This is a genomic window from Lysobacter sp. H23M47 (genome assembly GCF_015209765.1).
GTDB lineage: Bacteria > Pseudomonadota > Gammaproteobacteria > Xanthomonadales > Xanthomonadaceae > Novilysobacter > Novilysobacter avium.
Map to the genome: position 1 here is coordinate 427,296 of NZ_CP063658.1, position 23,917 is coordinate 451,212.

At 66.9% G+C, this 23,917-nt stretch carries 22 protein-coding genes and 1 riboswitch; of the genes, 9 read left to right on the forward strand and 13 right to left on the reverse strand.

The window, feature by feature from the left end:
* Positions 1 to 13: 13 nt before the first annotated feature.
* The 4 genes from rocF (at position 14) to INQ43_RS01880 (ending at position 3,175) form a co-directional block, all read left to right on the forward strand.
* Positions 14 to 937, forward strand: coding sequence for an arginase (gene rocF / locus INQ43_RS01865; RefSeq protein WP_194034875.1), 924 nt, complete (start codon positions 14 to 16; stop codon positions 935 to 937).
* Positions 938 to 1,096: 159 nt separating this feature from the next.
* Complete coding sequence (locus tag INQ43_RS01870) at positions 1,097 to 1,249, forward strand: entericidin A/B family lipoprotein (protein WP_043959166.1); 153 nt, start codon at positions 1,097 to 1,099, stop codon at positions 1,247 to 1,249.
* 212 nt (positions 1,250 to 1,461) lie between these two features.
* Positions 1,462 to 1,662 carry a CsbD family protein gene (locus INQ43_RS01875; RefSeq protein ID WP_193985648.1) on the forward strand — a complete coding sequence of 67 codons (201 nt, stop codon included), beginning with the start codon at positions 1,462 to 1,464 and terminating at the stop codon, positions 1,660 to 1,662.
* Positions 1,663 to 1,837: 175 nt separating this feature from the next.
* The gene (locus INQ43_RS01880; protein WP_194036946.1) at positions 1,838 to 3,175 is read left to right on the forward strand and encodes a tryptophan--tRNA ligase; all 1,338 of its coding nucleotides are present in this window, start codon (positions 1,838 to 1,840) and stop codon (positions 3,173 to 3,175) included.
* A 135-nt stretch (positions 3,176 to 3,310) separates the two neighbouring features.
* Here INQ43_RS01880 and INQ43_RS01885 read toward each other — a convergent pair whose 3' ends face one another.
* The 3 genes from INQ43_RS01885 to pdhA form a co-directional block, all read right to left on the reverse strand.
* Positions 3,311 to 4,720, reverse strand: a complete 1,410-nt coding sequence (locus tag INQ43_RS01885; RefSeq protein ID WP_194036947.1) for a dihydrolipoamide acetyltransferase family protein — start codon at positions 4,718 to 4,720, stop codon at positions 3,311 to 3,313.
* Between the two features lie 83 nt (positions 4,721 to 4,803).
* Positions 4,804 to 5,805 carry an alpha-ketoacid dehydrogenase subunit beta gene (locus INQ43_RS01890; RefSeq protein ID WP_194036948.1) on the reverse strand — a complete coding sequence of 334 codons (1,002 nt, stop codon included), beginning with the start codon at positions 5,803 to 5,805 and terminating at the stop codon, positions 4,804 to 4,806.
* Positions 5,802 to 6,875, reverse strand: coding sequence for a pyruvate dehydrogenase (acetyl-transferring) E1 component subunit alpha (gene pdhA / locus INQ43_RS01895; protein ID WP_194034879.1), 1,074 nt, complete (start codon positions 6,873 to 6,875; stop codon positions 5,802 to 5,804). The genes INQ43_RS01890 and pdhA overlap by 4 nt, the downstream gene beginning before the upstream one ends.
* A gap of 135 nt (positions 6,876 to 7,010) precedes the next feature.
* Between pdhA and INQ43_RS01900 the strand changes: the two genes are divergently transcribed.
* Both INQ43_RS01900 and INQ43_RS01905 read left to right on the forward strand, forming a co-directional pair.
* On the forward strand, positions 7,011 to 7,868 hold the full coding sequence (locus tag INQ43_RS01900) for a tryptophan 2,3-dioxygenase family protein (RefSeq protein ID WP_194036949.1): 858 nt from the start codon (positions 7,011 to 7,013) through the stop codon (positions 7,866 to 7,868).
* Positions 7,869 to 8,044: 176 nt separating this feature from the next.
* Positions 8,045 to 9,676 carry a peptide MFS transporter gene (locus INQ43_RS01905; RefSeq protein ID WP_228062586.1) on the forward strand — a complete coding sequence of 544 codons (1,632 nt, stop codon included), beginning with the start codon at positions 8,045 to 8,047 and terminating at the stop codon, positions 9,674 to 9,676.
* A gap of 102 nt (positions 9,677 to 9,778) precedes the next feature.
* Here INQ43_RS01905 and INQ43_RS01910 read toward each other — a convergent pair whose 3' ends face one another.
* The gene (locus INQ43_RS01910; protein WP_194036950.1) at positions 9,779 to 10,303 is read right to left on the reverse strand and encodes a MarR family winged helix-turn-helix transcriptional regulator; all 525 of its coding nucleotides are present in this window, start codon (positions 10,301 to 10,303) and stop codon (positions 9,779 to 9,781) included.
* Between the two features lie 98 nt (positions 10,304 to 10,401).
* Between INQ43_RS01910 and hppD the strand changes: the two genes are divergently transcribed.
* The 3 genes from hppD to INQ43_RS01925 all read left to right on the forward strand — a co-directional run bounded on the left by hppD (position 10,402) and on the right by INQ43_RS01925 (position 13,671).
* The gene (gene hppD, locus INQ43_RS01915; protein ID WP_194036951.1) at positions 10,402 to 11,493 is read left to right on the forward strand and encodes a 4-hydroxyphenylpyruvate dioxygenase; all 1,092 of its coding nucleotides are present in this window, start codon (positions 10,402 to 10,404) and stop codon (positions 11,491 to 11,493) included.
* A 122-nt stretch (positions 11,494 to 11,615) separates the two neighbouring features.
* Positions 11,616 to 12,899 (forward strand): homogentisate 1,2-dioxygenase, encoded by a 1,284-nt coding sequence (gene hmgA, locus INQ43_RS01920; RefSeq protein WP_194036952.1) that lies wholly within the window; start codon positions 11,616 to 11,618, stop codon positions 12,897 to 12,899.
* A gap of 115 nt (positions 12,900 to 13,014) precedes the next feature.
* Positions 13,015 to 13,671: a lectin gene (locus INQ43_RS01925; RefSeq protein WP_228062587.1), complete on the forward strand. Its 657-nt coding sequence runs from the start codon at positions 13,015 to 13,017 to the stop codon at positions 13,669 to 13,671.
* A 38-nt stretch (positions 13,672 to 13,709) separates the two neighbouring features.
* Here INQ43_RS01925 and pnuC read toward each other — a convergent pair whose 3' ends face one another.
* From pnuC to INQ43_RS01970, 9 genes are all read right to left on the reverse strand, one after another.
* Entirely contained in the window at positions 13,710 to 14,300 is a 591-nt protein-coding gene (gene pnuC, locus INQ43_RS01930; protein ID WP_194036953.1) for a nicotinamide riboside transporter PnuC, read from the reverse strand.
* A complete protein-coding gene (locus INQ43_RS01935; protein WP_194036954.1) occupies positions 14,297 to 16,474 on the reverse strand; it encodes a TonB-dependent siderophore receptor in 2,178 nt (725 codons plus the stop codon). The genes pnuC and INQ43_RS01935 overlap by 4 nt, the downstream gene beginning before the upstream one ends.
* 67 nt (positions 16,475 to 16,541) lie before the next feature.
* A riboswitch (TPP riboswitch) is annotated at positions 16,542 to 16,636 on the reverse strand.
* Positions 16,637 to 16,676: 40 nt separating this feature from the next.
* Complete coding sequence (locus tag INQ43_RS01940; protein WP_194036955.1) at positions 16,677 to 17,813, reverse strand: phosphotransferase; 1,137 nt, start codon at positions 17,811 to 17,813, stop codon at positions 16,677 to 16,679.
* A 29-nt stretch (positions 17,814 to 17,842) separates the two neighbouring features.
* A complete protein-coding gene (locus INQ43_RS01945) occupies positions 17,843 to 18,217 on the reverse strand; it encodes a Na+/H+ antiporter subunit G (RefSeq protein WP_194037524.1) in 375 nt (124 codons plus the stop codon).
* Positions 18,218 to 18,225: 8 nt separating this feature from the next.
* Entirely contained in the window at positions 18,226 to 18,507 is a 282-nt protein-coding gene (locus INQ43_RS01950; RefSeq protein WP_194035700.1) for a K+/H+ antiporter subunit F, read from the reverse strand.
* 14 nt (positions 18,508 to 18,521) lie between these two features.
* Positions 18,522 to 19,013 carry a Na+/H+ antiporter subunit E gene (locus INQ43_RS01955; protein WP_194036956.1) on the reverse strand — a complete coding sequence of 164 codons (492 nt, stop codon included), beginning with the start codon at positions 19,011 to 19,013 and terminating at the stop codon, positions 18,522 to 18,524.
* Positions 19,010 to 20,578, reverse strand: coding sequence for a monovalent cation/H+ antiporter subunit D (locus INQ43_RS01960; protein ID WP_194036957.1), 1,569 nt, complete (start codon positions 20,576 to 20,578; stop codon positions 19,010 to 19,012). Before INQ43_RS01960 ends, INQ43_RS01955 begins: the two co-directional genes overlap by 4 nt.
* The gene (locus INQ43_RS01965; protein ID WP_194036958.1) at positions 20,575 to 20,952 is read right to left on the reverse strand and encodes a Na+/H+ antiporter subunit C; all 378 of its coding nucleotides are present in this window, start codon (positions 20,950 to 20,952) and stop codon (positions 20,575 to 20,577) included. Before INQ43_RS01965 ends, INQ43_RS01960 begins: the two co-directional genes overlap by 4 nt.
* Positions 20,952 to 23,732 (reverse strand): monovalent cation/H+ antiporter subunit A, encoded by a 2,781-nt coding sequence (locus INQ43_RS01970; RefSeq protein ID WP_255518481.1) that lies wholly within the window; start codon positions 23,730 to 23,732, stop codon positions 20,952 to 20,954. The genes INQ43_RS01965 and INQ43_RS01970 overlap by 1 nt, the downstream gene beginning before the upstream one ends.
* Between the last annotated feature and the right edge of the window lie 185 nt (positions 23,733 to 23,917).

Here is a 23,917-nt window from a genome sequence, read left to right on the forward strand (position 1 = left end):
CATGGAGGTCAGCATGAAGCGCAGCTACTCACCCGTCTCGATCATCGGTGCACCCACGGACGTGGGCGCGGGTCACCAGGGCGGACGCCTGGGCCCGGAGGCGCTTCGTATCGCCGGTCTTGGCGAAGCCCTGCAGGCGCGCGGCGTCGATGTCGTCGATCGCGGCAACCTGGACGGACCTCGCAATCCCTGGACCGGACCGGTTGATGGCTACCGCCACATCGACGAAGTCACCGAGTGGAACCGGCTGGCGATGGAAGCGGTGTATGCCGAACTTTCCGCAGGCCGCATGCCGATCCTGCTCGGTGGCGATCACTGCCTGGGCATCGGTTCGGTCACCGCGGTGGCGCGCCATTGCCGCGAAACCGGCAAGAAGCTGCGCCTGCTGTGGCTGGATGCGCACGCCGACTTCAACACCAGCGAGGTGACCCCGTCGGGCAATATCCACGGCATGCCGGTCGCCTGCCTGTGCGGTCTGGGCCCACGCTCGCTCACGCATCTGGGGGGCGACGCGCCGGCGATGGATGCCTCGGCTGTGCGCCAGGTAGGCATCCGCTCGGTCGATGATGGCGAGAAAAAGCTCATCAAGGAACATGGTCTGGACGTCTACGACATGCGCTACATCGACGAGGTCGGCATGAAGCGGGTCATGGAAGAGGCGCTGGCGGGAATGGACGATGACACCCACCTGCATGTCAGCTTCGATGTCGACTTCCTCGACCCCAGCGTGGCTCCAGGCGTCGGCACGACGGTGCCTGGCGGTCCCAACTACCGTGAAGCGCAACTGGTCATGGAGATGATCGCCGACAGCGGACGGATGGCATCGCTGGACATCATGGAGCTCAATCCCATCCTTGATCGCGACAACATGACGGCACTGGTGGCGGTCGATCTGGTGGAAAGCCTGTTCGGTAAATCCACGCTGATGCGGGCCTGAACGCCGGCCCGGTTTTTTACCTTGCTTGCACGGTGGTGCACGCCGACTTCACATCCGGTCACGCGATGATGTCGCCAAGGTCGCAGACATAAGCGATCCGATCCATTCCACCCAGGTGAGCCGGCCATTCTGGTCGGCCCCGGCTAACAGGAGAAAGCGATGAAGCGTGTTATTGCCCTGATGATGGTGTCGATGTTTTCGCTCGGAATGCTGACCGCGTGCAACACCATGGCCGGTGCCGGCCAGGACGTGCAGAAGGCTGGCGAGAAGGTTGAGAAGAAGGCCGAGGACTGCAAGGACGGTCGTTGCTGATTTCGATTTGAAGGATTGAGCCGCTGCATGCGGCTTGAGCGTGACAGGAAGCCGGGGCAACCCGGCTTTTTGTTGTCTTGGAAACAGCGACGTTCAGGATGATGAAGGGTCTCGTGACGCGGCGATGACTCGCCCTGAACATGCATTCTGCGAAGGTGGAAGCGTGGTCAACGAACCGCATCTTCCCCCATTGATATACGAGGTTAGACACCATGAACAAGGACATCATTGCCGGCAAGTGGACCCAGGTGAAAGGCAAGGCGAAGGCCAAGTGGGGCGACCTGACCGACGACGTGTTCGATGTTGCCGAAGGCAACTCGGAGTATCTGGCGGGCAAGCTGCAGGAGCAGTACGGCTGGACCCGCGAGCGCGCCGAGGAAGAAGTGTCGAACTTCGGCCGCACGCTTGATTGATTGCACAGTGGGTTGCACGGCCGTGCTGACAGCCGACGGTTGACGTCGCAAGTCGCATAGCCAACGGGCCGGGAAACCGGCCCGTTTTTTATTGCCTGGACGCCGAGCAACCCGGCGCGCCCTGTTGCGCCGCATCTGCCGGGTACACTGGCCCGCCGCCAATCCCGTTCACCAAATGCAGCCCACCCGCGTCCTCACTGGCATCACCACCTCCGGTACTCCGCATCTTGGCAACTACGTCGGCGCGATCCGGCCCGCTGTCGCCAGCAGCCTTCGCACGGACGTGGAAGCGTTCTATTTCCTCGCCGACTACCACGCCCTGATCAAGGTGCAGGATCCGGCGCGGGTGCAGCGTTCGACGCTGGAAATCGCTGCGACGTGGCTGGCCTGCGGCCTGGCGCCGGACACGGTCTGGTTCTACCGCCAGTCCGATGTGCCCGAAACCACCGAGTTGAACTGGCTGCTGACCTGCGTCGCCGGCAAGGGCGTGCTCAACCGCGCGCACGCCTACAAGGCCTCGGTGGACAAGAACCGCGAGGCAGGAGAGGACGATGACGCCGGGATCTCCGCCGGTCTCTTCATGTACCCGGTGCTGATGGCCGCCGACATCCTCCTGTTCAATGCGCAGAAAGTGCCGGTGGGGCGCGACCAGGTCCAGCACATCGAGATGGCGCGCGACTTTGCGCAGCGCTTCAACCATCTGTACGCCGGCACCGGCGAGGACCACTTCGTGTTGCCCGAAGCGGTGATCGAGGAACAGGTGGCGACCTTGCCCGGCCTCGATGGACGCAAGATGAGCAAGAGTTACGACAACACCATCCCCCTGTTCTGCCCGCGTCCGGAGCTGAAGAAGCTGATCTATTCGATCGTGACCGACTCGCTGGCGCCGGGCGAGGCCAAGGATGCGGACTCCTCCAACGTTTTCCAGCTCTACCAGGCGTTTGCGGATGCAGGCGAAACCGCATCGATGCGGCAGGCGTTTGCAGACGGGATTGCGTGGGGCGAGGCGAAAGAGGCGCTGTTTGAGCGCATCGACGCGGAAATCTCGCCGCTGCGCGAGAAGTACGAGTCGTTGATGGCGAGGCCGAGCGAAATCGAGACAATCCTGCGCGATGGCGCCTCCAGGCTGCGTCGCCAGCTGGCAGCCCCGCGCCTGGCGGCGCTGCGCGAGGCCGTCGGTCTGCGTCCGTTGTCGCACGCCGGCACGGTAGACGTCCCTGTGGCCCCCGGGAAGCCTTCACTGCCCGTGTTCAAGCAGTACCGCGAGGACGACGGACGGTTCTACTTCAAGCTGATGGTCGACGAGCGCGTTCTGCTGCAGAGCGGCGGTTTTGATTCGCCGCGCGATGCCGGCCAGCACATCGCGGTCCTGCGCCGCGAAGGTTACGTGTCGGCCGATCCCGCGCTCACGCTGGGCGAGGGTGTTCTTGCCGACGAGGTGCGCGGGGCTTTGGCCACGCTGGCCGCGGAAGATGCCCGAAAGGCGGCGCAGAAGGCAGCGGACGCGCGCTAGATTCTGATGCGCAGATGACCGCGTCGGCCGCGCCCGCCCGCGGAAGTTGGACTCCAACCGTCACCGCACACAGCATGAAGCCGGGTCGCCCCGGCTTCATGCGTTACAGCGGCTGCCAAAGGCCGGAGTCTTCGGTCAGTTGGGCAGCGCCAGGTCGTCCAGCAGCGCCTTCAGGAACCGCGCGGCCTCGCCACCGGTGGCGGCGCGATGGTCGAAGGTCAGCGAAATCGGCATCCGCCGGTGCACCTCGATGCCACCGATCACCGCGACCACGTCGTGCGACAGCTTGCCGGCGCCCACGATCGCCACCGTCGGCGGCACCACCACCGGCGTGGCATAGCGGCCGGCGAACATGCCGAAGTTGGACAGGCTGATGGTGTAGCCCGACAGCTCGCTGGCCGGGATCGAACGGTCCTCGACCTGTGCGCGCAGGCGCTTGATCGCCGAACGGATGCCGTTGCCGTCGAGCACGTCCGCGTTGCGCAGGGCGGGCACGAACAAACCATCGTCGGTGTCCACCGCAATGCCGATGTCGACATGCGGATGCATCGTGCGCACCAGCTTGTCACCATCGAACCACGCGTTGAGCGCCGGGACTTCCTTGCAGGCATTGCAGATGGCGCGGATCAGGCGCGCGGTGATGTCCTGCTTGCCGATCCACCCATGCAGGTCGGCGTCATCGACCAGGGTTGTCGGCACGACCTGCGCGTGCGCGGCGGCCATCACCCGGGCCATGTTGCGACGCACGCCCTTGAGCTGCTCGGGCTGGCCGCTGGCCGCGACGCCCGGCGGCTGGGTGCGCATCGGCTTGCCCGACTGCGACAGCGTGCTGCGGGTGGCGGCAGGCGCTGCGGAAGTCTGTGCAGCCGGGGCCGGTGCAGCAGCGGGTGCCTGTCGGGCCGGTGCCGCGCCCACGGCCGCGCTGCCGTCGGCAGCGGCCTGCTTGACGTCGGCCATGGTGACCACGCCGTCGGTGCCGGTCGCGGCAACCCGTGCCAGGTCGACCTTCAGCTTGCGCGCCAGTGCGCGCACCGCCGGCATCGCCTTGACGCCGCCCACGGTGCTGGCCTGCTCGCTGCGGATGGCATCGGAGGACTGCATCGCGCCAACGACGGTGCCGCTGTCAGCGCGGGGCTCGCCTTCCGGCGGTGTCTCACCCTTATCGCTGATCGCGCCGCCATCGTCGGAGGCAACCACCTTGTCATCGCTGGCCGGATCCTCGCTGCCCACGCCCTTGCCCGGCGGAGGCGGGCCGTGGCCGTGGCCGGTGTCCTGTCCGGCGGAGCGCTGCGGAAGCGAGGCATCCACCTCGAACTCGGCCAGCATCGCGCCGGTGGTGATGACATCGCCGGCTTCACCAGCCAGCCTGGTCACCTTGCCCGAGACCGGGGACGGCACCTCGACCACGGCCTTGGCGGTTTCCATCGAGACCAGCGCCTCGTCCAGGCGGATGGTGTCGCCCACCTTTACCGACCATTCCACGATGGTCGCGTCCGGCAGGCCCTCGCCCAGATCGGGCAGGTAGAACGTGTTCTTGTTGCTCATGGCAGTCCTTCTATGTGCTTGGGCCTATCTGCGTGGGCGCCCGGGCGCCCGGCATGGCATCGGTGGAATTCTGGCGCGTTGGCTCAGCTGGCCGCCATCGCGCGCCGGGCCGCCTCGACCACCCGCTCAACGCTGGGCAGGTACTTCATCTCCAGGCGGAACAGCGGGATGTGGGTGTCGTAGCCGGTGACGCGCTCGACCGGGGCGATCAGGTCGTACATCGATTCCTCGGCCAGGCGCGCGGCGATCTCGGCGCCGAAACCGGCGGTCTTGGGCGCTTCGTGCACGATCACGCAGCGGCCGGTCCTGGACACCGACTCGGCGATTGTCGCGAAGTCCAGCGGTCGCAGGGTGGCGACGTCGATGACCTCGGCGCTGATCCCTTCGGCGTCCAGCTTCTCGGCGGCCTCCAGCGCTTCCTTCACCTGCGCGCCCCAGGTCACCAGGGTCACGTCGGTGCCGTCGCGCAGGACGTAGCAGACATCCAGTGGCAACGCCTCGCCGTCGTCGGGCACGACCTCCTTGTACTGGCGGTAGATGCGCTTGGGTTCGAAGAAGATCACCGGGTCGGGCTCGCGGATCGCCGCCAGCAGCATGCCGTAGGCGCGCTGCGGCGATGACGGCATGACCACGCGCAGGCCGGGCACGTTGGTGAAGATCGCCTCGTTGGCCTCGCTGTGGTGCTCCGGCGCACGGATGCCGCCGCCCCAGGGCACGCGCAGCACCATCGGGCAGGTCAGCCGGCCGCGGGTGCGATAGCGCATGCGCGCGGCGTGGCAGACGATGAAGTCGACCATCGGGTACATGAAGCCGTCGAACTGGGCCTCGGCGATCGGGCGCATACCCTGGCTGGCCATGCCGACGGTCAGGCCGGCGATGGTGGTCTCGTCCAGCGGCGTGTCGATGATGCGCTCGGAGCCGAACTTGGCGTGCAGGCCGGCGGTAGCGCGGAACACGCCGCCGTTGACGCCGACGTCCTCGCCCAGCACCACGACGCTGTCATCGGCGCGCAACTCGTAGTCCATGGCCTGGGTCAGTGCCTCGATCAGGGTGATCGCGGCAGGTGCATTGGTGGTGGTGCTCATGCCCGGCCCTCCCGGTCGATGGCTTGTTGGCGCTGTTCCAGCAGGTCCGGTGGCGGATCGGCGTAGAGGTAGTCGAACATCGCCTCGACCGGCTGCACCGGGGTTTCCAGATAGGCGTTGATCTCGATGTCGACCAGGCGACCGCACTCCTCGATCCACTCCGCTTCCTGCTCTTCCGACCACAGGCCCTGGTCGGTCAGGTAGGTGCGCAGGCGCAGCATCGGCTCGCGGGTCCAGCCGTCCTTGACCTCGGCTTCGTCACGGTAGCGGCGGGCGTCGTCGGCGGTGGTGTGGTCGTGCAGGCGGTAGGTCATGAACTCCAGCACGGTGCCGCCTTCGCCGTTGCGCGCGCGCTCGGTGGCCAGGCGCATCGCCTCCAGCACCGCGATGAGGTCGTTGCCATCGACCTGCAGGCAATGCAGGCCGCCGGCCAGGCCCTTCTGGGCAAGGGTCTCGGCGCCGGTCTGGGCGTGGCGCGGCACGGAGATCGCCCAGCCGTTGTTGATCACGCACAGCACCAGCGGCGATGTGAACGCGCCGGCGGAGTTCAATGCGGCGTAGAAATCGGTCTTCGACGAGCCGCCATCGCCACAGCAGGCGACCGCAACGCGCGGCTGCTTGCGCAGCTTGAACGACAGCGCCGCACCGGCCGCCATCAGGCACTGGGTCGAGATCGGCACGCACCAGGGGTAATCGTGCGGCGCGTCGGCGAAGTCGTTGCCACGCTCGTCGCCGCCCCAGTACAGCAGTACTTCGCGCGGCTTCACCCCGCGCATGAACTGGGCGCCGTACTCGCGGTAGCTCGGCGCGAACACGTCCTCGGGCCTCATCGAGGCGCCGATGCCGACGTGGGTGGCCTCATGCCCCAGGCTGGCCGCGTAGGTCCCCAGCTTGCCGGTGCGCTGCAGCTTGATAGCCTTGCTGTCAAAGGTGCGCACGAAGAGCATCTGCTTGAACAGCGGCACCAGCGCCTTGGGATCGCGGAAAGCCTCGGGCAGCTCGCCGACCGGCTTGCCGTCTTCGCCAAGGTATTGCATGTACTTGATTTCAAATGTCGCAGCAACCTTCATTGCTTGATTCCCAGGAGCCCACGAAAGTCGCCCATGATACCGGCCCAACGTTGAAAGACCGTTGCGCGCTGCGGCAAAACCCGTCGCTACGTCGTTTTGATGGGTTAGGCTTGGGAGTTAGCTGAGGGAGCGGTCATGACTTCGGACACCAACGAGCGCGCACTGGAAACCGGCATCCACACCGATCTGGCCGGACGGATGAGCTACGGCGGTTACCTGCACCTGGACCGCCTGCTCGATGCGCAGAAGCCGGTGTCCGATCCGCCCGAACACGACGAGATGCTGTTCATCGTCCAGCATCAGGTGTCCGAGCTGTGGCTGAAGCTGATCATCCACGAGTTGAAGGCGGCGATTGTCCATCTGCGCGCCGATGACCTGGGCGCCTGCCAGAAGGGATTCGCGCGTTGCAAGCAGGTGCTCCGGCAACTGACCGAGATGTGGTCGGTGCTGGAAACGCTGACGCCGGCGGACTACATGAAATTCCGCGACACGCTGGGCCCGTCTTCAGGCTTCCAGTCGCTGCAATACCGCGAGATGGAGTTCCTGCTCGGCAACAAGAACGCCGGCATGCTGCAGGTCTTCGCCCATGATCCGGCAGCCGAGGCCACGCTGCGCGCCGCCCTGGAGGGCCCGAGCCTGTACGACGAGGCGCTGCGCTATCTGGCCCGCCACGGCCACGACGTGCCCGCGCACCTGCTGGATCGGGACTGGACCCGCAGCCACGTATCGGACCCCGCCTTGCTGCCCGTACTCGAGCGGATCTACGAGGAGTCCGGCGACCACTGGCAGGCCTACCACCTGTGCGAGGACCTGGTCGACCTGGAGAGCCAGTTCCAGCTCTGGCGCTTCCGCCACATGCGCACGGTGATGCGGATCATCGGCTTCAAGCGCGGCACGGGTGGCTCATCCGGCGTGGACTTCCTGAAGAAGGCCCTGGACCTGACGTTCTTCCCGGAGCTGTTCGAGGTAAGGACCCGGATCGGCATCGACTGACCCCCATTCAGCCTTCACCGCGGTTGACGCGCCAGCGCGTGGTGGTTAAACCTAGTCGCTTCGTCCGGCGAGCTGCCGGTCGGACCCGCCCGTACTGAATGCCGCGCAGCGGTCAGGGCATTTCCAGACAGGCGGCCGTCACGGCGTCGACCACTTCCCGGGGAGAAGCAACAGCAGTGGCCAGCCATCCAGGTTCCAACATCGGGGAAAAGACCTTCCTCGGCCATCCGCGCGGTCTGTTCGTGCTGTTCTTCGCCGAGATGTGGGAGCGCTTTTCCTACTACGGCATGCGGGCCATCCTGGTTTTCTACCTGCTGCAGCATTGGCTGTTCGCGGAAGAGAAGGCCTACGTCATTTACGGCGCCTACACCGCGCTGGTCTATATCACCCCGGTGGTGGGCGGCTACATCGCGGATCGCTGGCTGGGGCAACGCAAGGCCGTGCAGTTCGGCGCGATCCTGCTGGTGATCGGCCATGGGTTGATGGCGTTCGAGGGTCCCGGGCCGGCTGCGGGCCTCGATGCCACGATGATGCAGTCCTCCATCCACATCGATATTTTCTGGCTGGCACTGGCCTTCATCATCATGGGCGTGGGCTTCCTGAAGGCCAACATCTCGGTGCTCGTCGGGCAGCTTTACCGCCAAGGCGACGCACGACGCGATCCGGCGTTCACGATCTTCTACATGGGCATCAACGTCGGTGCGGCGTTGGGCTCGCTGCTGGTGGGCTATCTGGGGCAAAGCGAAGACTGGGGCTGGAGCTGGGGCTTTGGACTGGCTGGCGTCGGCATGCTGCTGGGCCTGCTGGTGTTCGTCCTCGGCCGGCCGTACCTGCAAGGCAAGGGCGAGGCTCCTGATGCCGAGCTGCTCGCGCGTCGCAGCGTGGCCGGCCTGCCGACTGAGTGGTTGATCTACTTGGGCTCGCTGGCCGGTGTCGTGCTGGTGTGGTTCCTGGTCCAGTACCAGTCCGTGGTGGGCGGTCTGCTGGGGGTCACCGGCGCACTGGTGGTCATCTGGCTGCTCTACAACGTGGTGGCCAAGCTGGACAAGATCGCGCGCGACCGCATCCTCGCGGCGATGTTCCTGATCGGCCTGCAGCCGCTGTTCTGGGCGCTGTTCGAGCAGGCGGGTTCGTCGCTGAACGTGTTCACCGACCGCCATGTGGATCGTGTGCTGTTCGGTTGGACCGTGCCGGCCAGCATGTTCCAGTCGATCAACTCGATCTACATCATCACCCTGGCGCCGATCTTCGCCTGGCTGTGGACCTGGCTGGCGCGACGCGGCCTGGAGCCCTCCACCCCGGCCAAGTTCGGCCTGGGCCTGGTCCAGCTGGGCGGCGGTTTCCTGGTGCTGGTCGCCGGCGCCGCGGCCGTCGGGACGGACAACATGACCCCGGTGATCTTCATCTTCCTGATCTACCTGCTGCACACGATGGGTGAGCTGTGCCTGTCGCCCGTGGGCTTGTCGGCAATGACCAAGCTGGCGCCTGCCAGCATGCTGAGCCTGATGATGGGTACGTGGTTCCTGTCCAGCGCGGCGGGCAACTTCATTGCCGGCCTGATCGCCAGCGCGACCGGAGGCGGGGGCGATGAGGGCCTCACCGACGCCGCGCCCGTGCTGTCGGTCTACGCCACCATCGGCTGGGTCGCGATCGGCGTCGGCGTGGCCGTGATTGTGATATCGCCGCTGGTCCGGCGCCTGATGCACGAAGGCGTGGATATCAACGGCGTGGACTACGCACTGGCAGGCCAGAACGAAATAGGCGAGCCGGCAGCGGCCGGTACCCATCCGGAGCGCGAGCAGAAGTAACGCCGGAATTTGAACTGGAAGTGGTCCGGGCCGTCGTCATCGGAGGCGGGCCCGGGAAACAGGACGGCGGCCCTCGGGTCGCCGTCCTGCGTTATGGCGGTGCTATTTGGTGACGCCGGACGCCCGGCCGGACGCAGGTTCCGAGTCCGCATCGGCTTCGTGCTCTGCGTCAGCTTCGATGTCGAGGGCGTCCAGGCGGTCCAGCAGGTCAAACAGTCGGGTCAGCTGCGCGGGATCGATGTCACCAAACAGGCGCTGTTCGAACTCCAGCGCCATCGGCGCCACCTCGTCATACACCGCGTGCCCGGCCGCGCTCAGGCGCAGCACGGAGCGTCGGCGGTCCTCGGCATGCAGACTGCGCTCCAGCCAGCCCGCCTCGATCAGGCGGGCGACCGCGCGGCTGACGGCGACCTTGTCCATGGCGGTGCGCCCGGTAACCTCGCTGGCGGACAGGTCCGGGTAACGGCCCAGCACTGCCATCACCCGCCATTCCGTCATCCCCAGCGAGAAACGCTCGGCGTAGAGCCGCGCAATCGCGGCACTGAGGCGGTTGGACAGCACCGACAGCCGATAGGGAAGAAAGCGCTCCAGTTCGAGCTGCGCGGGGCCGGGAGGCTCGCTGTTCATGCTGCATCGCACCTTGCATATGGTTTCATATGAAACTATAACGCTCTTATCCGGCGCAGGTGCAATCCCGCCCAGCCGCACGTCCCCCAGGAGTTCCCATGAGCGCACAGCCCAACCTCGGCATGCAGGTCACCACGTTTGAAAACCCGCTGGGTATCGACGGCTTCGAGTTCGTCGAGTTCGCCGCGCCGCAGGGCCAAGGCGAGATGCTGCACGACTACTTCCGCAAGCTCGGCTTCACCGCCGTGATGCAGCACAAGACTCGGCCAATCACGCTGTACCGACAGGGCGGCGTCAACCTGCTGGTCAACGACGATCCCGACAGCTTTGCCGCCGACTTCGCCACGGCCCACGGCCCCTGCGCAACCGGCTTCGCGATCCGCTTCAAGCAGCCCGCCGACCACGTGTATTCCACGGTGCTGGGCAACGGCGGTGAGGCGATCACCGACAAGGCCGACACCAGGGCGATCGATGCGCCGGTGATCAAGGGCATCGGTGATTGCATGCTGTACCTGGTCGACCAGTACGGCGCTAAGGGCAGCGCCTACACCGACTTCCTGCCGGTGCAGGGTGCGGACCAGAACCCGGTCGGGTTCGGCCTGACCTTCATCGACCACCTGACCCACAACCTGTACTTCGGCAACATGGCCAAGTGGTCGGAGTACTACGAGAAGCTGTTCAACTTCCGCGAGATCCGCTACTTCGACATCAAGGGCGCCAAGACTGGCCTGGTGTCCAAGGCGATGACCGCGCCGGACGGCATCGTGCGCATCCCGCTGAACGAGTCCGACGACCCCAAGAGCCAGATCAACGAGTACCTGGACGCCTACAAGGGCGAGGGTATCCAGCACATCGCCTGCTTCACCGACGACATCTACGGGACGGTGGAGAAGATGCGCGAGGCCGGCGTCGAGTTCCTTGACACGCCGGATGCCTACTTCGAGGTGATCGACCAGCGCATTCCCAACCACGGCGAGGACGTCGCGCGCCTGGCCCGCAACAAGATCCTGATCGACGCGGATCCTGAGACCAAGCAGCGCAAGCTGCTGCAGATCTTCACCACCAATGCGATCGGACCGATCTTCTTCGAGATCATCCAGCGCAAGGGCAACGAGGGCTTCGGCGAGGGCAACTTCCAGGCGCTGTTCGAGAGCATCGAGCGTGACCAGATGAAGCGCGGCGTGCTCTGATCACGAGGCGGCAGCGGTTTCCCGTGGCCGGCGTTGCGCCGGTCGCGGTTCGGGCATCTAAGGCGGCGCGGTGCGTCGTCGTCAAATCGGGTGAGGAGCGGAGCGTGCACGGAAACGGATACATGAGCGGCTTCGGTAACGAGTTCGCCACGCAGGCGCTGCCCGGCACGCTGCCGGAAGGGCGCAACTCGCCGCAGAAGGTCGCCCACGGGCTCTACGCCGAGCAGCTGACCGGCACGGCGTTCACCGCGCCTCGGCATGCCAACCGGCGCAGCTGGCTGTACCGGATCCGCCCGGCGGCGATGCACGGGGCGTTCTCACCGTTCGAGCAGCCGCGCTTCCACAATGACTTCCAGTCCGGCCCGGTCACCCCCGACCAGCTGCGCTGGGACCCGCTGCCGATGCCCGAGCCGCCCACCGACTTCGCCGAGGGCCTGTTCACCATGGCCGGCAACGGCTCGGCCGAGGCGCAGGCCGGCATCGGCATCCACCTGTACGCGGCGAACCGGTCGATGCAGGACCGCTTTTTCTACAACGCCGACGGCGAGCTGCTGATCGTTCCCCAGCTCGGTCGCCTGCGCGTTGCCACCGAGCTGGGCGTGCTGGAGGTCGAGCCGCAGGAGATCGCGCTGATCCCGCGCGGGGTGCGTTTCCGGGTCGAGCTGGTGGACGACACCGCCCGCGGCTACGTGTGCGAGAACTTCGGCGCGATGTTCCGGCTGCCCGATCTGGGCCCGATCGGCAGCAATGGTCTGGCGAATGCGCGCGATTTCCTGATCCCCGAGGCCGCATTCGAAGACATCGATGCGCCAAAGGACAAGCCGTTCGAGCTGGTCGGCAAGTTCCAGGGCCATCTGTGGCGCGCCGACATCGGCCATTCGCCGCTGGACGTGGTCGGCTGGCACGGCAACTACGCGCCATGCAAATACGACCTGCGCCGCTTCAACACGATCGGCACGATCAGCTACGACCACCCGGATCCGAGCATCTTCCTCGTGCTGCACTCGCCCAGCGACACGCCGGGCACCAGCAACATCGATTTTGCGATCTTCCCGCCGCGCTGGCTGGTGGCCCAGGACACGTTCCGGCCACCGTGGTTCCATCGCAACATCGCCAGCGAGTACATGGGCCTGATCCACGGCGCGTACGACGCCAAGGCCGAGGGCTTCGTGCCCGGCGGCAGTTCGCTGCACAACTCGATGACGGGGCACGGGCCGGACGCGGCGACCTTCGACAAGGCGTCCAAAGCCGACCTGTCCAGGCCGGACGTCATCAGCGGGACGATGGCCTTCATGTTCGAGACGCGCGCGGTGATCCGGCCGACGACGCAGGCGCTGGCAGCCAACCACCGCCAGCGCGATTACCAGGCGTGCTGGGCCGGTCTGGAAAAGCACTTCATCGGCTGAGGGCCCGACCCGCAGGTCCTCGATTCTGGCCCGCGCGTCTAGCCCGCGCACGCGGCCTCTCGCCGCGTTCACGCCGACCCGCTAGCCTCGCCGTCATTGCTGACGGGAGATTGGAATGCGCGCTTATCGATTGTTTCCGACCGCTGTGTCCCTCGCGGTCGTTCTGGCCCTGACGGCGTGCAACGCTCCCCCGGCGGAAGGCGCCGGGACCGATGTCGCCAACACGGAATCCCCCCCTCCCGGTCCGATGGACCAGCCCTACGAGGACGTGCCTCCGGCCACCGCGCCGCCGGGCAGCATCATGCCTGGCCACGGTTCTGCGGCGGACAGCCAGGCGCACTGGGACGGTTTCGGGGACGCCCAATTCGGGATGGACGACGAACAGGTGAAACTGGTTTGGACCGGCGAGCTCGTGGGCTCGGCAGAGGAAGGCTCCAGTTGCTACCACCTCAGCCCGGCGGGACAGACGGATATCTCGCGCTTTGCGATGATGTTCGAGGACGGTTCGTTCGTGCGCTACTCGGTAGCCGATGCAGACATCGTCGCCCCCGGCGGCGGCAAGCGCGGCATGGACACCGCGCAGATCGACGCCCTGTATCCCGGCAAGGTCACCTCGTCGGCGCACAAATACGTCCCCGACGGCCAGTATCTGCGGGTCGAGGAAGGCGGTGGCCCGCACGTGCTTGTTTTTGAGACCGATGCCGCCGGCACCGTGACCGAATGGCGGGTCGGATCGCCGCCGCAAGTGGACTACGTAGAAGGCTGCAGCTGAGCGAGCAGCCCTGCGGAGCGGACCGCCGCCGCTTCGGGTTACTGATTCGCGCTGCCCAGGCCGCGCGGCTCTTTCCCGGCTGCCGTCCACGCCCGCAACCCGTTAACGGCCAACCCGAGGAACACCAGGTAGAGCACGGCGGTCAGGTCCAGTGACTTGACCACGTACATGCCGACATAGACCACGTCGACCGCGATCCACAGCCACCATGCGGCAGCGTGGCGGCGCGCCTGCCACCATTGCGCAACCAGGCTGAGCGCGGCGAGCATCGCGTCCAGCCACGGCAGCGCGGCGTCGGTAAAGCTGTGCATTGCCGCCCCCAGCGCGATCCCGAAGGCGACGCCGATGCCCAGGTCGCGGATCCGATGTCCTCGCGGCAGCGGGGCGATGACGACGCGCCCGTCGGGCTGGGCCTGGCGGTGCCAGTGCCACCATCCGTACAGCAGGAAGCCGGCGAACCCGATCTGCAGCAGCGCATCCGAATAAAGCCTGGCCTCGGTGAACACCAGCGCATACAGCACGACGGAGACCACGCCGACCGGCCAGGCGAGCATGCGCCGCTGCGCCATCAGCCAGACGCCGAGGATGCTGAAGGCGACCGCGGACCACTCCAGCACGCTGGAGCTCATAACGCGACGGTCACCGCCAGCCGGAGCTGGCGCGGAGCGCCGGGGAACAGGTAGTAATCACCCGAACTGCTGCCGGTATCGCTCCAGTAGAAGCGATTGAAGACGTTGTCCACCGAGAGGTTCCAGCTGACGGCCGGCCCGCCCAGCTGGTGCCGGAAGCGCACACCGGCATCGACGACGCTGTAGCCGGGTGCGCGGGTGCGGCCGTCAGCGGTGGCCACGTTGGACGAGGCATGGCGCCAGCCGCCGGCAAGGGTCAGTCCCGGCGCAAACGGGAGCTGGTAGTCGACGTGCACGCTCGCGCGCGTCCTGGGCACATTGATCAACTGATGGCCGTGGTAGGCCGGAGTGCCGGTATCGCGCGCCCGCGCCTGGAGCATCGCTGCGCTGGCGGACAGGTGCAGGCGATCGGTGATGCGTCCGTCGGCGGTCAGTTCCAGACCGGTATGGACCTGGCGGCCTGCTTCGACAAAGGTGTAACCCGCATCGCTCCCGTCGGGGCTGGCGTACTGGAAGGGCCGTGTGGTGCGGAATACCGCGGCGCCGAGGTTTAGCGCATCCGATGCCGCGAACTTGGCCCCCACCTCGATCTGGCGCGACAGCATCGACGGCAGGAAGGTGCCGTCATTGGAGGTCCAGAACGGTGCCTCCTGACCCAGATCGAGGCCGCTCACGTAGCTGGCATAGGCGTTGATGCTGCTGTTCGCGCTCCAGATCAGCGCCGTCTGCGGCAGGAAGCGCGACAGCGTGTCGTTGCGCTCCGGCGCGCCGCGCTTGCTGTAGCTGCGCTCGTCCAGGCGCACATAGCGTCCCCCCAGCAGCCACTGCCAGTCATCGCCGAAGCTGATTCGGTCCAGCAGGAAGGCCGCCGTCTGCCGGCTGTCCAACCGCGGGACCGACGGGCCGGGCATCAGCGGTGACGGGGCAAACTGCGGTACGTGCGCATCGTGGATGTTGCCGGTGCCGACGTAGGCGTTGACGTTGCGGTGCTTGTCCACGGTGCGATCGAACGCGTCGACCCCGACGGTCAGTTCATGGCCGATGGCGCCGGTCGCGAAACGTCCGCGCAGTTCGGCGCGCACCTCGCGGTTTCGACGGGTGTCGTCGGGGCTGCGGTAGTCGTAGATGTCGTAGTCGCCGTTGGGCGCGAAGGCATTGCCCGGCACGTTGCCGTCGGCACATTGCGCGGCGTAGTAGCAACCGTAGGCAAAGGCGACGCGGTCATCGATCACCGTTCGGCTCTGGCTGGCGGACACGCGTGACTGCCAGTCCGGGCTGAAGTCGTAGGTGTGCAGCGCCGTGATGTTGGTGCTGTCGATCCCGACCGGCTGCTGCCAGGACTGGTAGCCGAGCATGTGTTCGCGATCGACGCGGCCTGGCAGCGCCACCCCGCCCAGCAACTGGTAGCCGGAGGCGGATCGCTGCGCGCTGGTCTGGTAGTTGGCGTCGACCTCCAGCTTGCCGCGCTCGCCTACCAGCCAGTCGGCGGCCAGCGAATAGAAGTTGCGCCGTCCATCGGCGTGCTCGATATAGGAAACGCTGTCATCCCAGGCCGCGTTGAGGCGCACGCCGAAACGCGGCGTCAGCCAGTGGCCGAAATCGACCGCGGCATAGCGCGACCCTTCGGCGTCGGTGCCCAGGGTCAGCGTGCGGACCTCGGCCGGGCGCTTGCCGACGTAGTTGATGATGCCGCCGGGCGCCATGACGCCCGCCGCCAGTCCCGCCGCGCCCTTGAGGATTTCCACCTGCTGGATGTGCTCCAGGGGGACGCGTTGCTCACCAGCGATGGCCAGGCCATTGAAGCGGTAGCCGGTGCCGGTATCCAGCGCAAACCCGCGGATCGCGACGTTCTGGTAGTAGCCGACCGGCGCGTAGCTGTCGCCCAGAGAGGCGTCGTTGCGGGCCAGCTCCGACAGGGTGCGCACCTGCCGGTCCTCGATCAGCGCGCGGTCCAGCACGCGGGTGGACGCCGGGGTGTCCTTCCAGTCGCCGGCCCCGAAACTGCTGAATGGCGCGGGGCTGTCCTGCGTCGCGGGTCTGTCGGCCTGCACCTGGACGGAGGCGAGCTCGGTCGGGGTGCGGTCGAAGGCGTCAGCTGGCGCGTCGTTCGCGTGCAGCGGCAAGACCACGCACAGCGCAGCGGTCAACAGCGGGAGTCGGTGGTAGCGGTTCATTCGATTCGTCATCAGCGGAGGGAGACGAAGCGAAGGCACGCAGGCGCACCGTGCCACGGAGGCGGCGTGCCTGCTGCTCAAAGCTCCCTACGCCGGTGCAAACCGGATCAGGTTCCAAGGGACTCTCTCAGCCTGAAAAACCAGGCACCCCCGCTTCAGGGCGCTATTTCACCACAGATGGTGCGTACCTGTCCGCGACGGTTCATGCGGCCGCGTGCAGCACCGCCAGCAGCGACTGCCCGGCACCCGTCCTGAACCAGTCGGCGTGACCGAGCAGGAAGTCGTGATAGGCCAGGTCCGCGTCTGCGCTGGCGCCGGTGACGCCGTGGAAATACTCGACTTCCGACAGCGCAAAATCCACGTGCACCAAAGGCAGCAGGTCAGCCAGCAGGTGCACCCGTTGCGCCGACAGCGGCAGCACTTGACGGTAGCCATCCAGCAGGGCGAGTGCCGTATCGGCATGCACCGCATGCGCGTCGCGCTCCGGTGCCAGCCAGGCGATGGCGTTGCGCTCGACTGCGGTGGCCAGGTCGAACAGCGCACTGGTGGGCGAGGCAAGTCCGAAGTCGAATACCGTGTCGACGACCATGCCGTCACCCTCCCGGCGCCAGAGCAGGTTGGACGCATGCCAGTCGTTGTGCGCCCAGAGGACTGGCTCGGTTTGCAGGCGTGCAGCGATCCCCGCGTGCCACGGCACCATCGATTGCCGCAGATCGCTCTCCCAGGATTTGTTCGCCAGATAGTCGGCCAGCGCCGGGCGATCGTGCAGTTGCCGCTTGAGCGTTGCGATCGGATCGGCAGCCCGGATCAGGTCGTCGCGCGCTACCAGCAGATGGGTACTGCGCTGGGGCGCGCAGTAGCCGGTTGATCCACCATGCAGGGTTGCAAGCATCCGGCCGGCCTCCCACGCTTGGGCGAGGTCGGTCAGTGGAGCCCACGAGGGTGCGTCGCGATACAGGTCCAGCCCCGCGCACACCGCGTGCACCTCATAGGTCCAGTCGCCATGCTCCAGCGCGGTGCTGCCGCCATGGTCGCGCATGACGTGAACCACCGGCACGCCCGCGGCTGCCAGGTGCGCGATGAAGCGATGCTCCTCCGTCAGGCTGGCAGCGGTGCGTACGCTGCGGTGCTGGCGCTTGACGAAAACCCGTCCCGCCCGGCTTTCGACAATGGCGGCCGCCGACATCGGGCGCGGGCTGTGCCACAGCAGGCGGGAGTCGCCATCGATCTGGGGAAATCGACCGCGCAACCAGGCGATCTCGCTGTCGCTGATCGCAGGCCAGTCGGCCGCCACGGCATCGTTGCGCAGGCCCTGGACGAGGTGGTCGCTGGCGTTCATTGAGAGCTGACGGGCGCGAGCAGCGATGCTCAGTGGTTCTCGTCGGGCGCGCCATCCGGACGCGGCGGCACGTGGGTGTCCTCGGCACTGCCCGGCAGTCGCGGGCGTTCATCCAGACGCAGTGACAGGCCCGCCTTGGCCAGCAGGTGCGCACTGATCGGCGCGGTGAGCAGCAGGAAGGCGGTGATCAGCAACTCGCGCGGTTGCGGGTCGGTGCCGCTGAAGGCGTGATAGCCGACCGAGGCCACCAGCATGCAGCCCACCCCGAGCGTGCTGGCCTTGGTCGGTCCGTGCAGGCGTTTGAAGAACTCCGACAGCCGGATCAGGCTGAACGCGCCGATCAGGGTGAAGAAGCTGCCCGTCGCCAGCAGGGCGATCAGCAGCACTTCGAAAATGATGTCGATCGTGGTGCTCATTCCACGATGTCCCGGCGCAGCACGTACTTGCACAGGACCACGGTGCTGACAAAGCCCAGCATCGCGATGATCAGCGCGGCCTCGAAATAGACCGGGGTCTGCAGGTGCATGCCGAACAGCACCAGCTGCGCGATGGCGGTCACGCTGAGCGTGTCCAGGGCGAGGATGCGGTCGGGCACGGTCGGCCCGCGGAGCAGGCGCCACAGCGCCATCAGCATCGCCACGCCGACGACGGCCATGGACCCGAGCACGGCGGCATCCAGCACGCTGGTGCCCATGATGTGGATGTGGCTCATGGGAAAATCTCCATCAGCGGGACCTCGTAACGACGCTTGATCCCCGCGATCACCTCGTCCGCATCCTTGAGGTTCAGCACGTGGATGAGCAGGTACTTGCGGTCCTCCGACAGCGCCGCCGACACGGTTCCCGGGGTCAGGGTGATGAAACTGGTCAGGGCGGCGATGCCGTGGATGTTGGCGATGTCCAGCGGCAGCCAGATGAAGCCCGGGGTGATGTTGGACTCGCGCCCCAGCACCAGCCGCGCGACCTCGACGTTGCTCACGATCACGTCCCAGATCAGCACGCCGATCATCTTCGGCACCAGCCGCACGTTGCCGATGCGGGCGAACTCGCGGTCCAGCCGCGCCGCAAACAGCGGGATCACCACGCCCAGCACGATCGCGAACAGCCATTGCACCAGGCTCAGGTCGGCGACCATGATTATCCAGAACACGATGACGGTGACGGTCAGCGGCAGCGAGGGCAGCACGCGGCGGAAATTCATGGCGCCCTCCGCTGCGGCGGGGTGGCCTGCAGCTTGCCGACGTAGTCGCCCGGGACCATCAGCTGGGCACCGGCATCCTGCGCATAGGCGATCATCGGCGCGGCGTAGAGGCTCATCGCAATACCGTAGCCGAGCAGCAGGATGATCGCGGCGGTCTCCAGCGGCCGCGACGCATGCCGCGACGGTCCGTGCACGGTCGCGCTGGCCGGATCGGTGACGTGCCCGGCGGCCAGTTCCTTGGCTGGAGTGCGCCAGAACACCCGGCTGCCGGCGCGGGTCAGGCCGACAATCACCATCAGGCTGCTGACCAGGATCGCGGTCCAGACCCAGCCCACGTCCGCGTCGGGGACGGCCTGCAACAGCGCCAGCTTGCCGATGAAGCCCGACAGCGGCGGGATGCCGGCCACCGACATCGCCGCGACCAGGAACAGTCCGGCGACCAGGCCGCGCGCGGGCAGCGGCGCCAGCAGTTCGGTGAAGTCGCCGGCGTCGCCACGGGCGCGGCGGACGAAGTCGGCGATCATGAACAACGCCGCCGCCACGAAGGTGCTGTGGGCAAGATAGTAGAGTCCGGCGCCGATGGTGTCGGGCTGGCGCAGGCCGAAGGCGATCAGCAGGGTCGCGGCCGACACCAGCACCAGGTAGGCCGCCAGCATCCGCAGTCGCGATGCGGCCAGCACTCCCAGCGCGGCCATGGCCAGCGTCGCAACGGCTGCCGGCAGCAGCCAGTCCCAGCCGTAGCCGGCCAGCTCGCCGGCCGGCTCGCCCAGCAGCAGTGAACCCACCCGCAGCACCGCGTAGATTCCGACCTTGGTCATCACCACGAACAGGGCCGCGACCGCGGCGGGCGCCCGGGTGTAGGTTTCCGGCAGCCACAGGTACAGCGGCAGCACGGCGGCCTTGCCGCAGAACACCGCCAGCAGGATGCCGACCGCGGCCTTCGCCAGGGACTGGTCGTGCGCCGGCAGGGCGGCGATGCGCACCGCCAGCTCGGCCATGTTGAGTGTGCCCAGCAGGCCGTACAGCAGACCCAGCCCGATCAGGAACAGGGTCGATGCGGCGACATTGAAGGCGACGTAGTGCATGCCGGCGGCCATCCGCACGCCGCGCCCGCCGCTGAGCATCAGCCCGTAGGACGCGATCAGCAGGACCTCGAAGAACACGAAGAGGTTGAACACGTCGCCGGTCAAAAACGCACCGTTCAGGCCGACCAGCTGGAACTGGAACAGCGCATGGAAATGCGGCGCGCGCCGGTCCCAGCCCGAGCACGCGTGCAGCAGGCAGGCGACGGCCAGCAGCGCGGTCACCAGCACCATCAGCGCTGACAGCCGGTCCACCATCAGCACGATGCCCAGCCGCGCGGGCCAGTCGCCGAGCAGGTAGATGAGGATCTCGCCGTCTGCGGCACGCATCACCAGGGCAAGCGACGCGGCGAGGGTGGCCAGCATCGCCACCCAAGCCACCGAGCGCTGCACCGTGGTGCCGATGCGCCGGTGCTCGACGAACAGCGAGGCCGCCGCACCCAGCAGCGGCAGCAGGATCGGAAGGACTGCCAGGTGGTTCACGTGCGGTCCTTCTTCGCCAACGGTGGCGTCGGCACACGTTCTTCGCGGCCGTCGACGTGGTCGGTGTCGTTGTCGGCGCGGCTGCGCATCGCCAGCACGATGGTCACCGCGGTCATCGCGAACGCGATCACGATGGCCGTCAGCACCAGGGCCTGCGGCAGCGGGTCGGTGTAGTTGGCCAGCGTCGCCGGCACGCCCTCGCGCAGCACCGGCGGCTTGCCGACCACCGGCCGGCCTCCGGAGAAGATCAGCAGGTTGGTTGCGTAGGTGAGCAGGGTCAGGCCGAGGATCAGGTCGAAACTGCGCGAGCGCAGCATCAGGTACACCGCCGCGGCGACCAGGACGCCGATGGCGCTGGCAATGGCGATTTCCATCACGCGACCTCCCCGGTCACAGCTGAACGGGCGGACGGGTCAATCGTGCCGCGACGGGCGACCATCTTCTTGGACGGCTTTATGGTGCCCATCATCGAGAGCATCAGCATCGTGCCGCCGAACACGACCAGATAGACGCCGACGTCGAACGCCGCCGCGCTCGCCAGGCCGATCGTGCCCAGCAACGGGAGCACCAGGTCGTGGTGGCCACTGGTCAGGAACGGCATCCCGAACAGCATCGACGCCGCGCCACTGACCACCGCGACCGTGAGGCCGGCGCCGATGAGGCGGATGTAGTCGAAACCAAAGCGCGACTCCACCGATTTCGCGCCCTGGATCACGTACTGGACCAGCAGCGGGACGGCCAGCGTCAGGCCGGCGATGAAGCCGCCGCCGGGCGCGTTGTGGCCGCGCAGGAACAGGAAGATCGAGACCACCAGGGTCAGCGGGAAAATGATCTGCGCCAGGTCGGCCGGCACCGGCAGCGGGATCGGCGGTCCGGGCATCTTCTTCTCCGGGGCGGTGCGCGCGCGGCGCAGCATGGCGTGCACCACCAGGGCGGCGATCGCGTAGACGGTGATCTCGCCGAAGGTGTCGAAGCCGCGGAAGTCCACCAGGATCACGTTGACCACATTGGCTCCGAACGCTTCCGGCAACGAGCGTGCAAGCAGTTCACTGGCAACCGTGTCCGCCGGTCGGGTCATCATCGTCCAGGCCAGGGCCGCGACGCCGCCACCGGCGGTGATCGCGATCGCCGCATCGCGCATTCGCCGCCAGTGCGATCGACCCTTCGGCGAATCCTTGGGCAGATAGTTCAGGCCCAGCAGCATCAGCGCCAGGGTGACGATTTCGACCAGCAACTGGGTCAAGGCCAGGTCCGGAGCCGACAGGGCGACGAAGGTCATGCTGATCGACAGTCCGACGCCACCCATCGCGATCAATGCCAGCAGCCGCGTCCGGTGCAGCGCGACCGCGCCCAGTGTGGAACCCACCATCACGATCCACAGCACCCAGGCCATCAGCGGCATGGATTGCGAGACACGCGCGACCGCCGGCGATGGCTCGCCCCAACCGGCCACGAACGGCGCCGCGCCCACCGCGATCGCCACCAGCACCAGCGCCAGCATGCTGCGCTGCACGCTGTCGTTGGCCACCACGTGGGTCAGGCGCCGGGCAAGGCGGAACAGCGCTTCGACGTTGATCCGGAACAACCGCCGGCCGAGCGAGCGCTTGACGTTGGCATGCAGGTCGAGCAGCCGGCGCAGGCCGAAATACAGGATCACGCCGCCGACCACGCCGCCCAGGCTCATCGCCAGTGGCAGGTTGAAACCGTGCCACACCGCCAGGCTGTACTCGGGCACATTGGCGCCCAAAACGCCGTAGGCCGCCGCAGCCAGCATCGGCGCAACCGTCCACTGCGGCACGATGCCCACCGCGATGCAGGTGATGGCGAGAATCGCGACCGGCACCTGCATGAAGCGCGGCGGCTCACTGATCGGCAGCGACACCCCGCGCGGGCCCTCGCCGAAAAACGTCTCGTGGACGAAGCGCAGGCTGTAGGCCACGCCAAACACGGCGAACAGGAACGCGGACACGCCGATGCCAATCCGCGCCAGGTCATGGCCCTTGATCTCCAGCGCCTGGGCGAAAAACATCTCCTTGGACAGGAAGCCGTTGAGCAGCGGGATGCCGGCCATGGCCAGCGAGGCGATGATCGCCAGCGCGCTGGTCCACGGCAGGTAGCGGCGCAGGTTGCCCAGCAGGCGCATGTCGCGGGTGCCGGTCTCGTGGTCGATGATGCCGGCGGCCATGAACAGCGAGGCCTTGAAGGTCGCGTGGTTGAGGATGTGGAACAGGCCGGCGACCACCGCGAACGGCGTCGACAGCCCGAACAGCAGGGTGATCAGGCCCAGGTGGGAGATCGTCGAGTAGGCCAGCAGGCCCTTCAGATCGTGCTGGAAGATCGCGTTCCAGGCGCCCAGCAGGAGGGTGATCGCGCCGATTCCGCTGACCACGTAAAAGAACAGGTCGGTGCCGGCCAGCACCGGGTGCAGCCGGACCAGCAGGAACACGCCCGCCTTCACCATCGTCGCCGAATGCAGGTAGGCCGACACCGGCGTCGGCGCGGCCATCGCGTGCGGCAGCCAGAACTGGAACGGGAACTGCGCGCTCTTAGTGAACACGCCCAGCAGGACCAGTCCCAGCATCCACGGATACAGCGCGTGGGCCCGAATCAGATCGCCTGCGGCCAGCACCACGTCCAGCTCGTAGCTGCCGACCATGTGGCCGATCATGATCACGCCGGCCAGCAGCGCCAGGCCGCCGCCGGCGGTGATCGTCAGCGCCATCCGGGCGCCCTCGCGCGCGTCCTGGCGTTGCGACCAGAAGCCGATCAGCAGGAACGAGCTGATCGAGGTCAGTTCCCAGAACACCGCCAGCAGCAGCAGGTTGCCGGCCAGGACCATGCCCAGCATCGATCCCATGAACAGCAGCAGGAAGGCGAAGAAGCGCTGGGCCTTTTCCTGCCGGCCCAGGTAATAGTGCGAATACATCACCACCAGGCCGCCGATGCCCAGCACCATCGAGGCGAACATCCACGCCAGCCCGTCCAGGCGCAAGGAGAACGCCAGCCCCAGCTGGGGAATCCACGGCACGCTCCAGCGGATGACGTCCCCGGAGACCAACTGCGGTGCGAGGACCAGCATCGCCGCCATGCCGGCCAGTGGAGCGATCCCCGCCATCCAGGCCAGCAAGCGGCGATTTCCTTCAGCGGGAATCATCACCAGAGCGGCGAAAACGAACGGCAGGGCTAGCACTAATGGCAGCAATGGAAGTCCTGTGGCATCGGGGGATGTCGCGCCAGCCGCGCTGCAAGCTTTCGGCGGGGGTGCCCGATTCTAACCGAGGCGTCGCGGCCATATCCTTGCCGATTCGCGGCGAACCCCGCCCGTCGGCGGCGGAATCG

Bases quoted from the DNA above. Each gene is read 5' to 3' on its own strand.
- INQ43_RS01940 (WP_194036955.1), bottom strand. From the start codon at position 17,813: ATGAACGCCAGCGACCACCTCGTCCAGGGCCTGCGCAACGATGCCGTG.
- INQ43_RS01950 (WP_194035700.1), bottom strand. From the start codon at position 18,507: ATGGGCACCAGCGTGCTGGATGCCGCCGTGCTCGGGTCCATGGCCGTC.
- INQ43_RS01890 (WP_194036948.1), bottom strand. From the start codon at position 5,805: ATGAGCACCACCACCAATGCACCTGCCGCGATCACCCTGATCGAGGCA.
- INQ43_RS01870 (WP_043959166.1), top strand. From the start codon at position 1,097: ATGAAGCGTGTTATTGCCCTGATGATGGTGTCGATGTTTTCGCTCGGA.
- rocF (WP_194034875.1), top strand. From the start codon at position 14: ATGAAGCGCAGCTACTCACCCGTCTCGATCATCGGTGCACCCACGGAC.
- INQ43_RS01925 (WP_228062587.1), top strand. From the start codon at position 13,015: ATGCGCGCTTATCGATTGTTTCCGACCGCTGTGTCCCTCGCGGTCGTT.
- INQ43_RS01955 (WP_194036956.1), bottom strand. From the start codon at position 19,013: ATGAATTTCCGCCGCGTGCTGCCCTCGCTGCCGCTGACCGTCACCGTC.
- INQ43_RS01885 (WP_194036947.1), bottom strand. From the start codon at position 4,720: ATGAGCAACAAGAACACGTTCTACCTGCCCGATCTGGGCGAGGGCCTG.
- hmgA (WP_194036952.1), top strand. From the start codon at position 11,616: ATGAGCGGCTTCGGTAACGAGTTCGCCACGCAGGCGCTGCCCGGCACG.
- hppD (WP_194036951.1), top strand. From the start codon at position 10,402: ATGAGCGCACAGCCCAACCTCGGCATGCAGGTCACCACGTTTGAAAAC.
- INQ43_RS01935 (WP_194036954.1), bottom strand. From the start codon at position 16,474: ATGAACCGCTACCACCGACTCCCGCTGTTGACCGCTGCGCTGTGCGTG.
- INQ43_RS01900 (WP_194036949.1), top strand. From the start codon at position 7,011: ATGACTTCGGACACCAACGAGCGCGCACTGGAAACCGGCATCCACACC.
- INQ43_RS01910 (WP_194036950.1), bottom strand. From the start codon at position 10,303: ATGAACAGCGAGCCTCCCGGCCCCGCGCAGCTCGAACTGGAGCGCTTT.
- pdhA (WP_194034879.1), bottom strand. From the start codon at position 6,875: ATGAAGGTTGCTGCGACATTTGAAATCAAGTACATGCAATACCTTGGC.
- INQ43_RS01965 (WP_194036958.1), bottom strand. From the start codon at position 20,952: ATGGAAATCGCCATTGCCAGCGCCATCGGCGTCCTGGTCGCCGCGGCG.
- pnuC (WP_194036953.1), bottom strand. From the start codon at position 14,300: ATGAGCTCCAGCGTGCTGGAGTGGTCCGCGGTCGCCTTCAGCATCCTC.
- INQ43_RS01880 (WP_194036946.1), top strand. From the start codon at position 1,838: ATGCAGCCCACCCGCGTCCTCACTGGCATCACCACCTCCGGTACTCCG.
- INQ43_RS01875 (WP_193985648.1), top strand. From the start codon at position 1,462: ATGAACAAGGACATCATTGCCGGCAAGTGGACCCAGGTGAAAGGCAAG.
- INQ43_RS01970 (WP_255518481.1), bottom strand. From the start codon at position 23,732: ATGATTCCCGCTGAAGGAAATCGCCGCTTGCTGGCCTGGATGGCGGGG.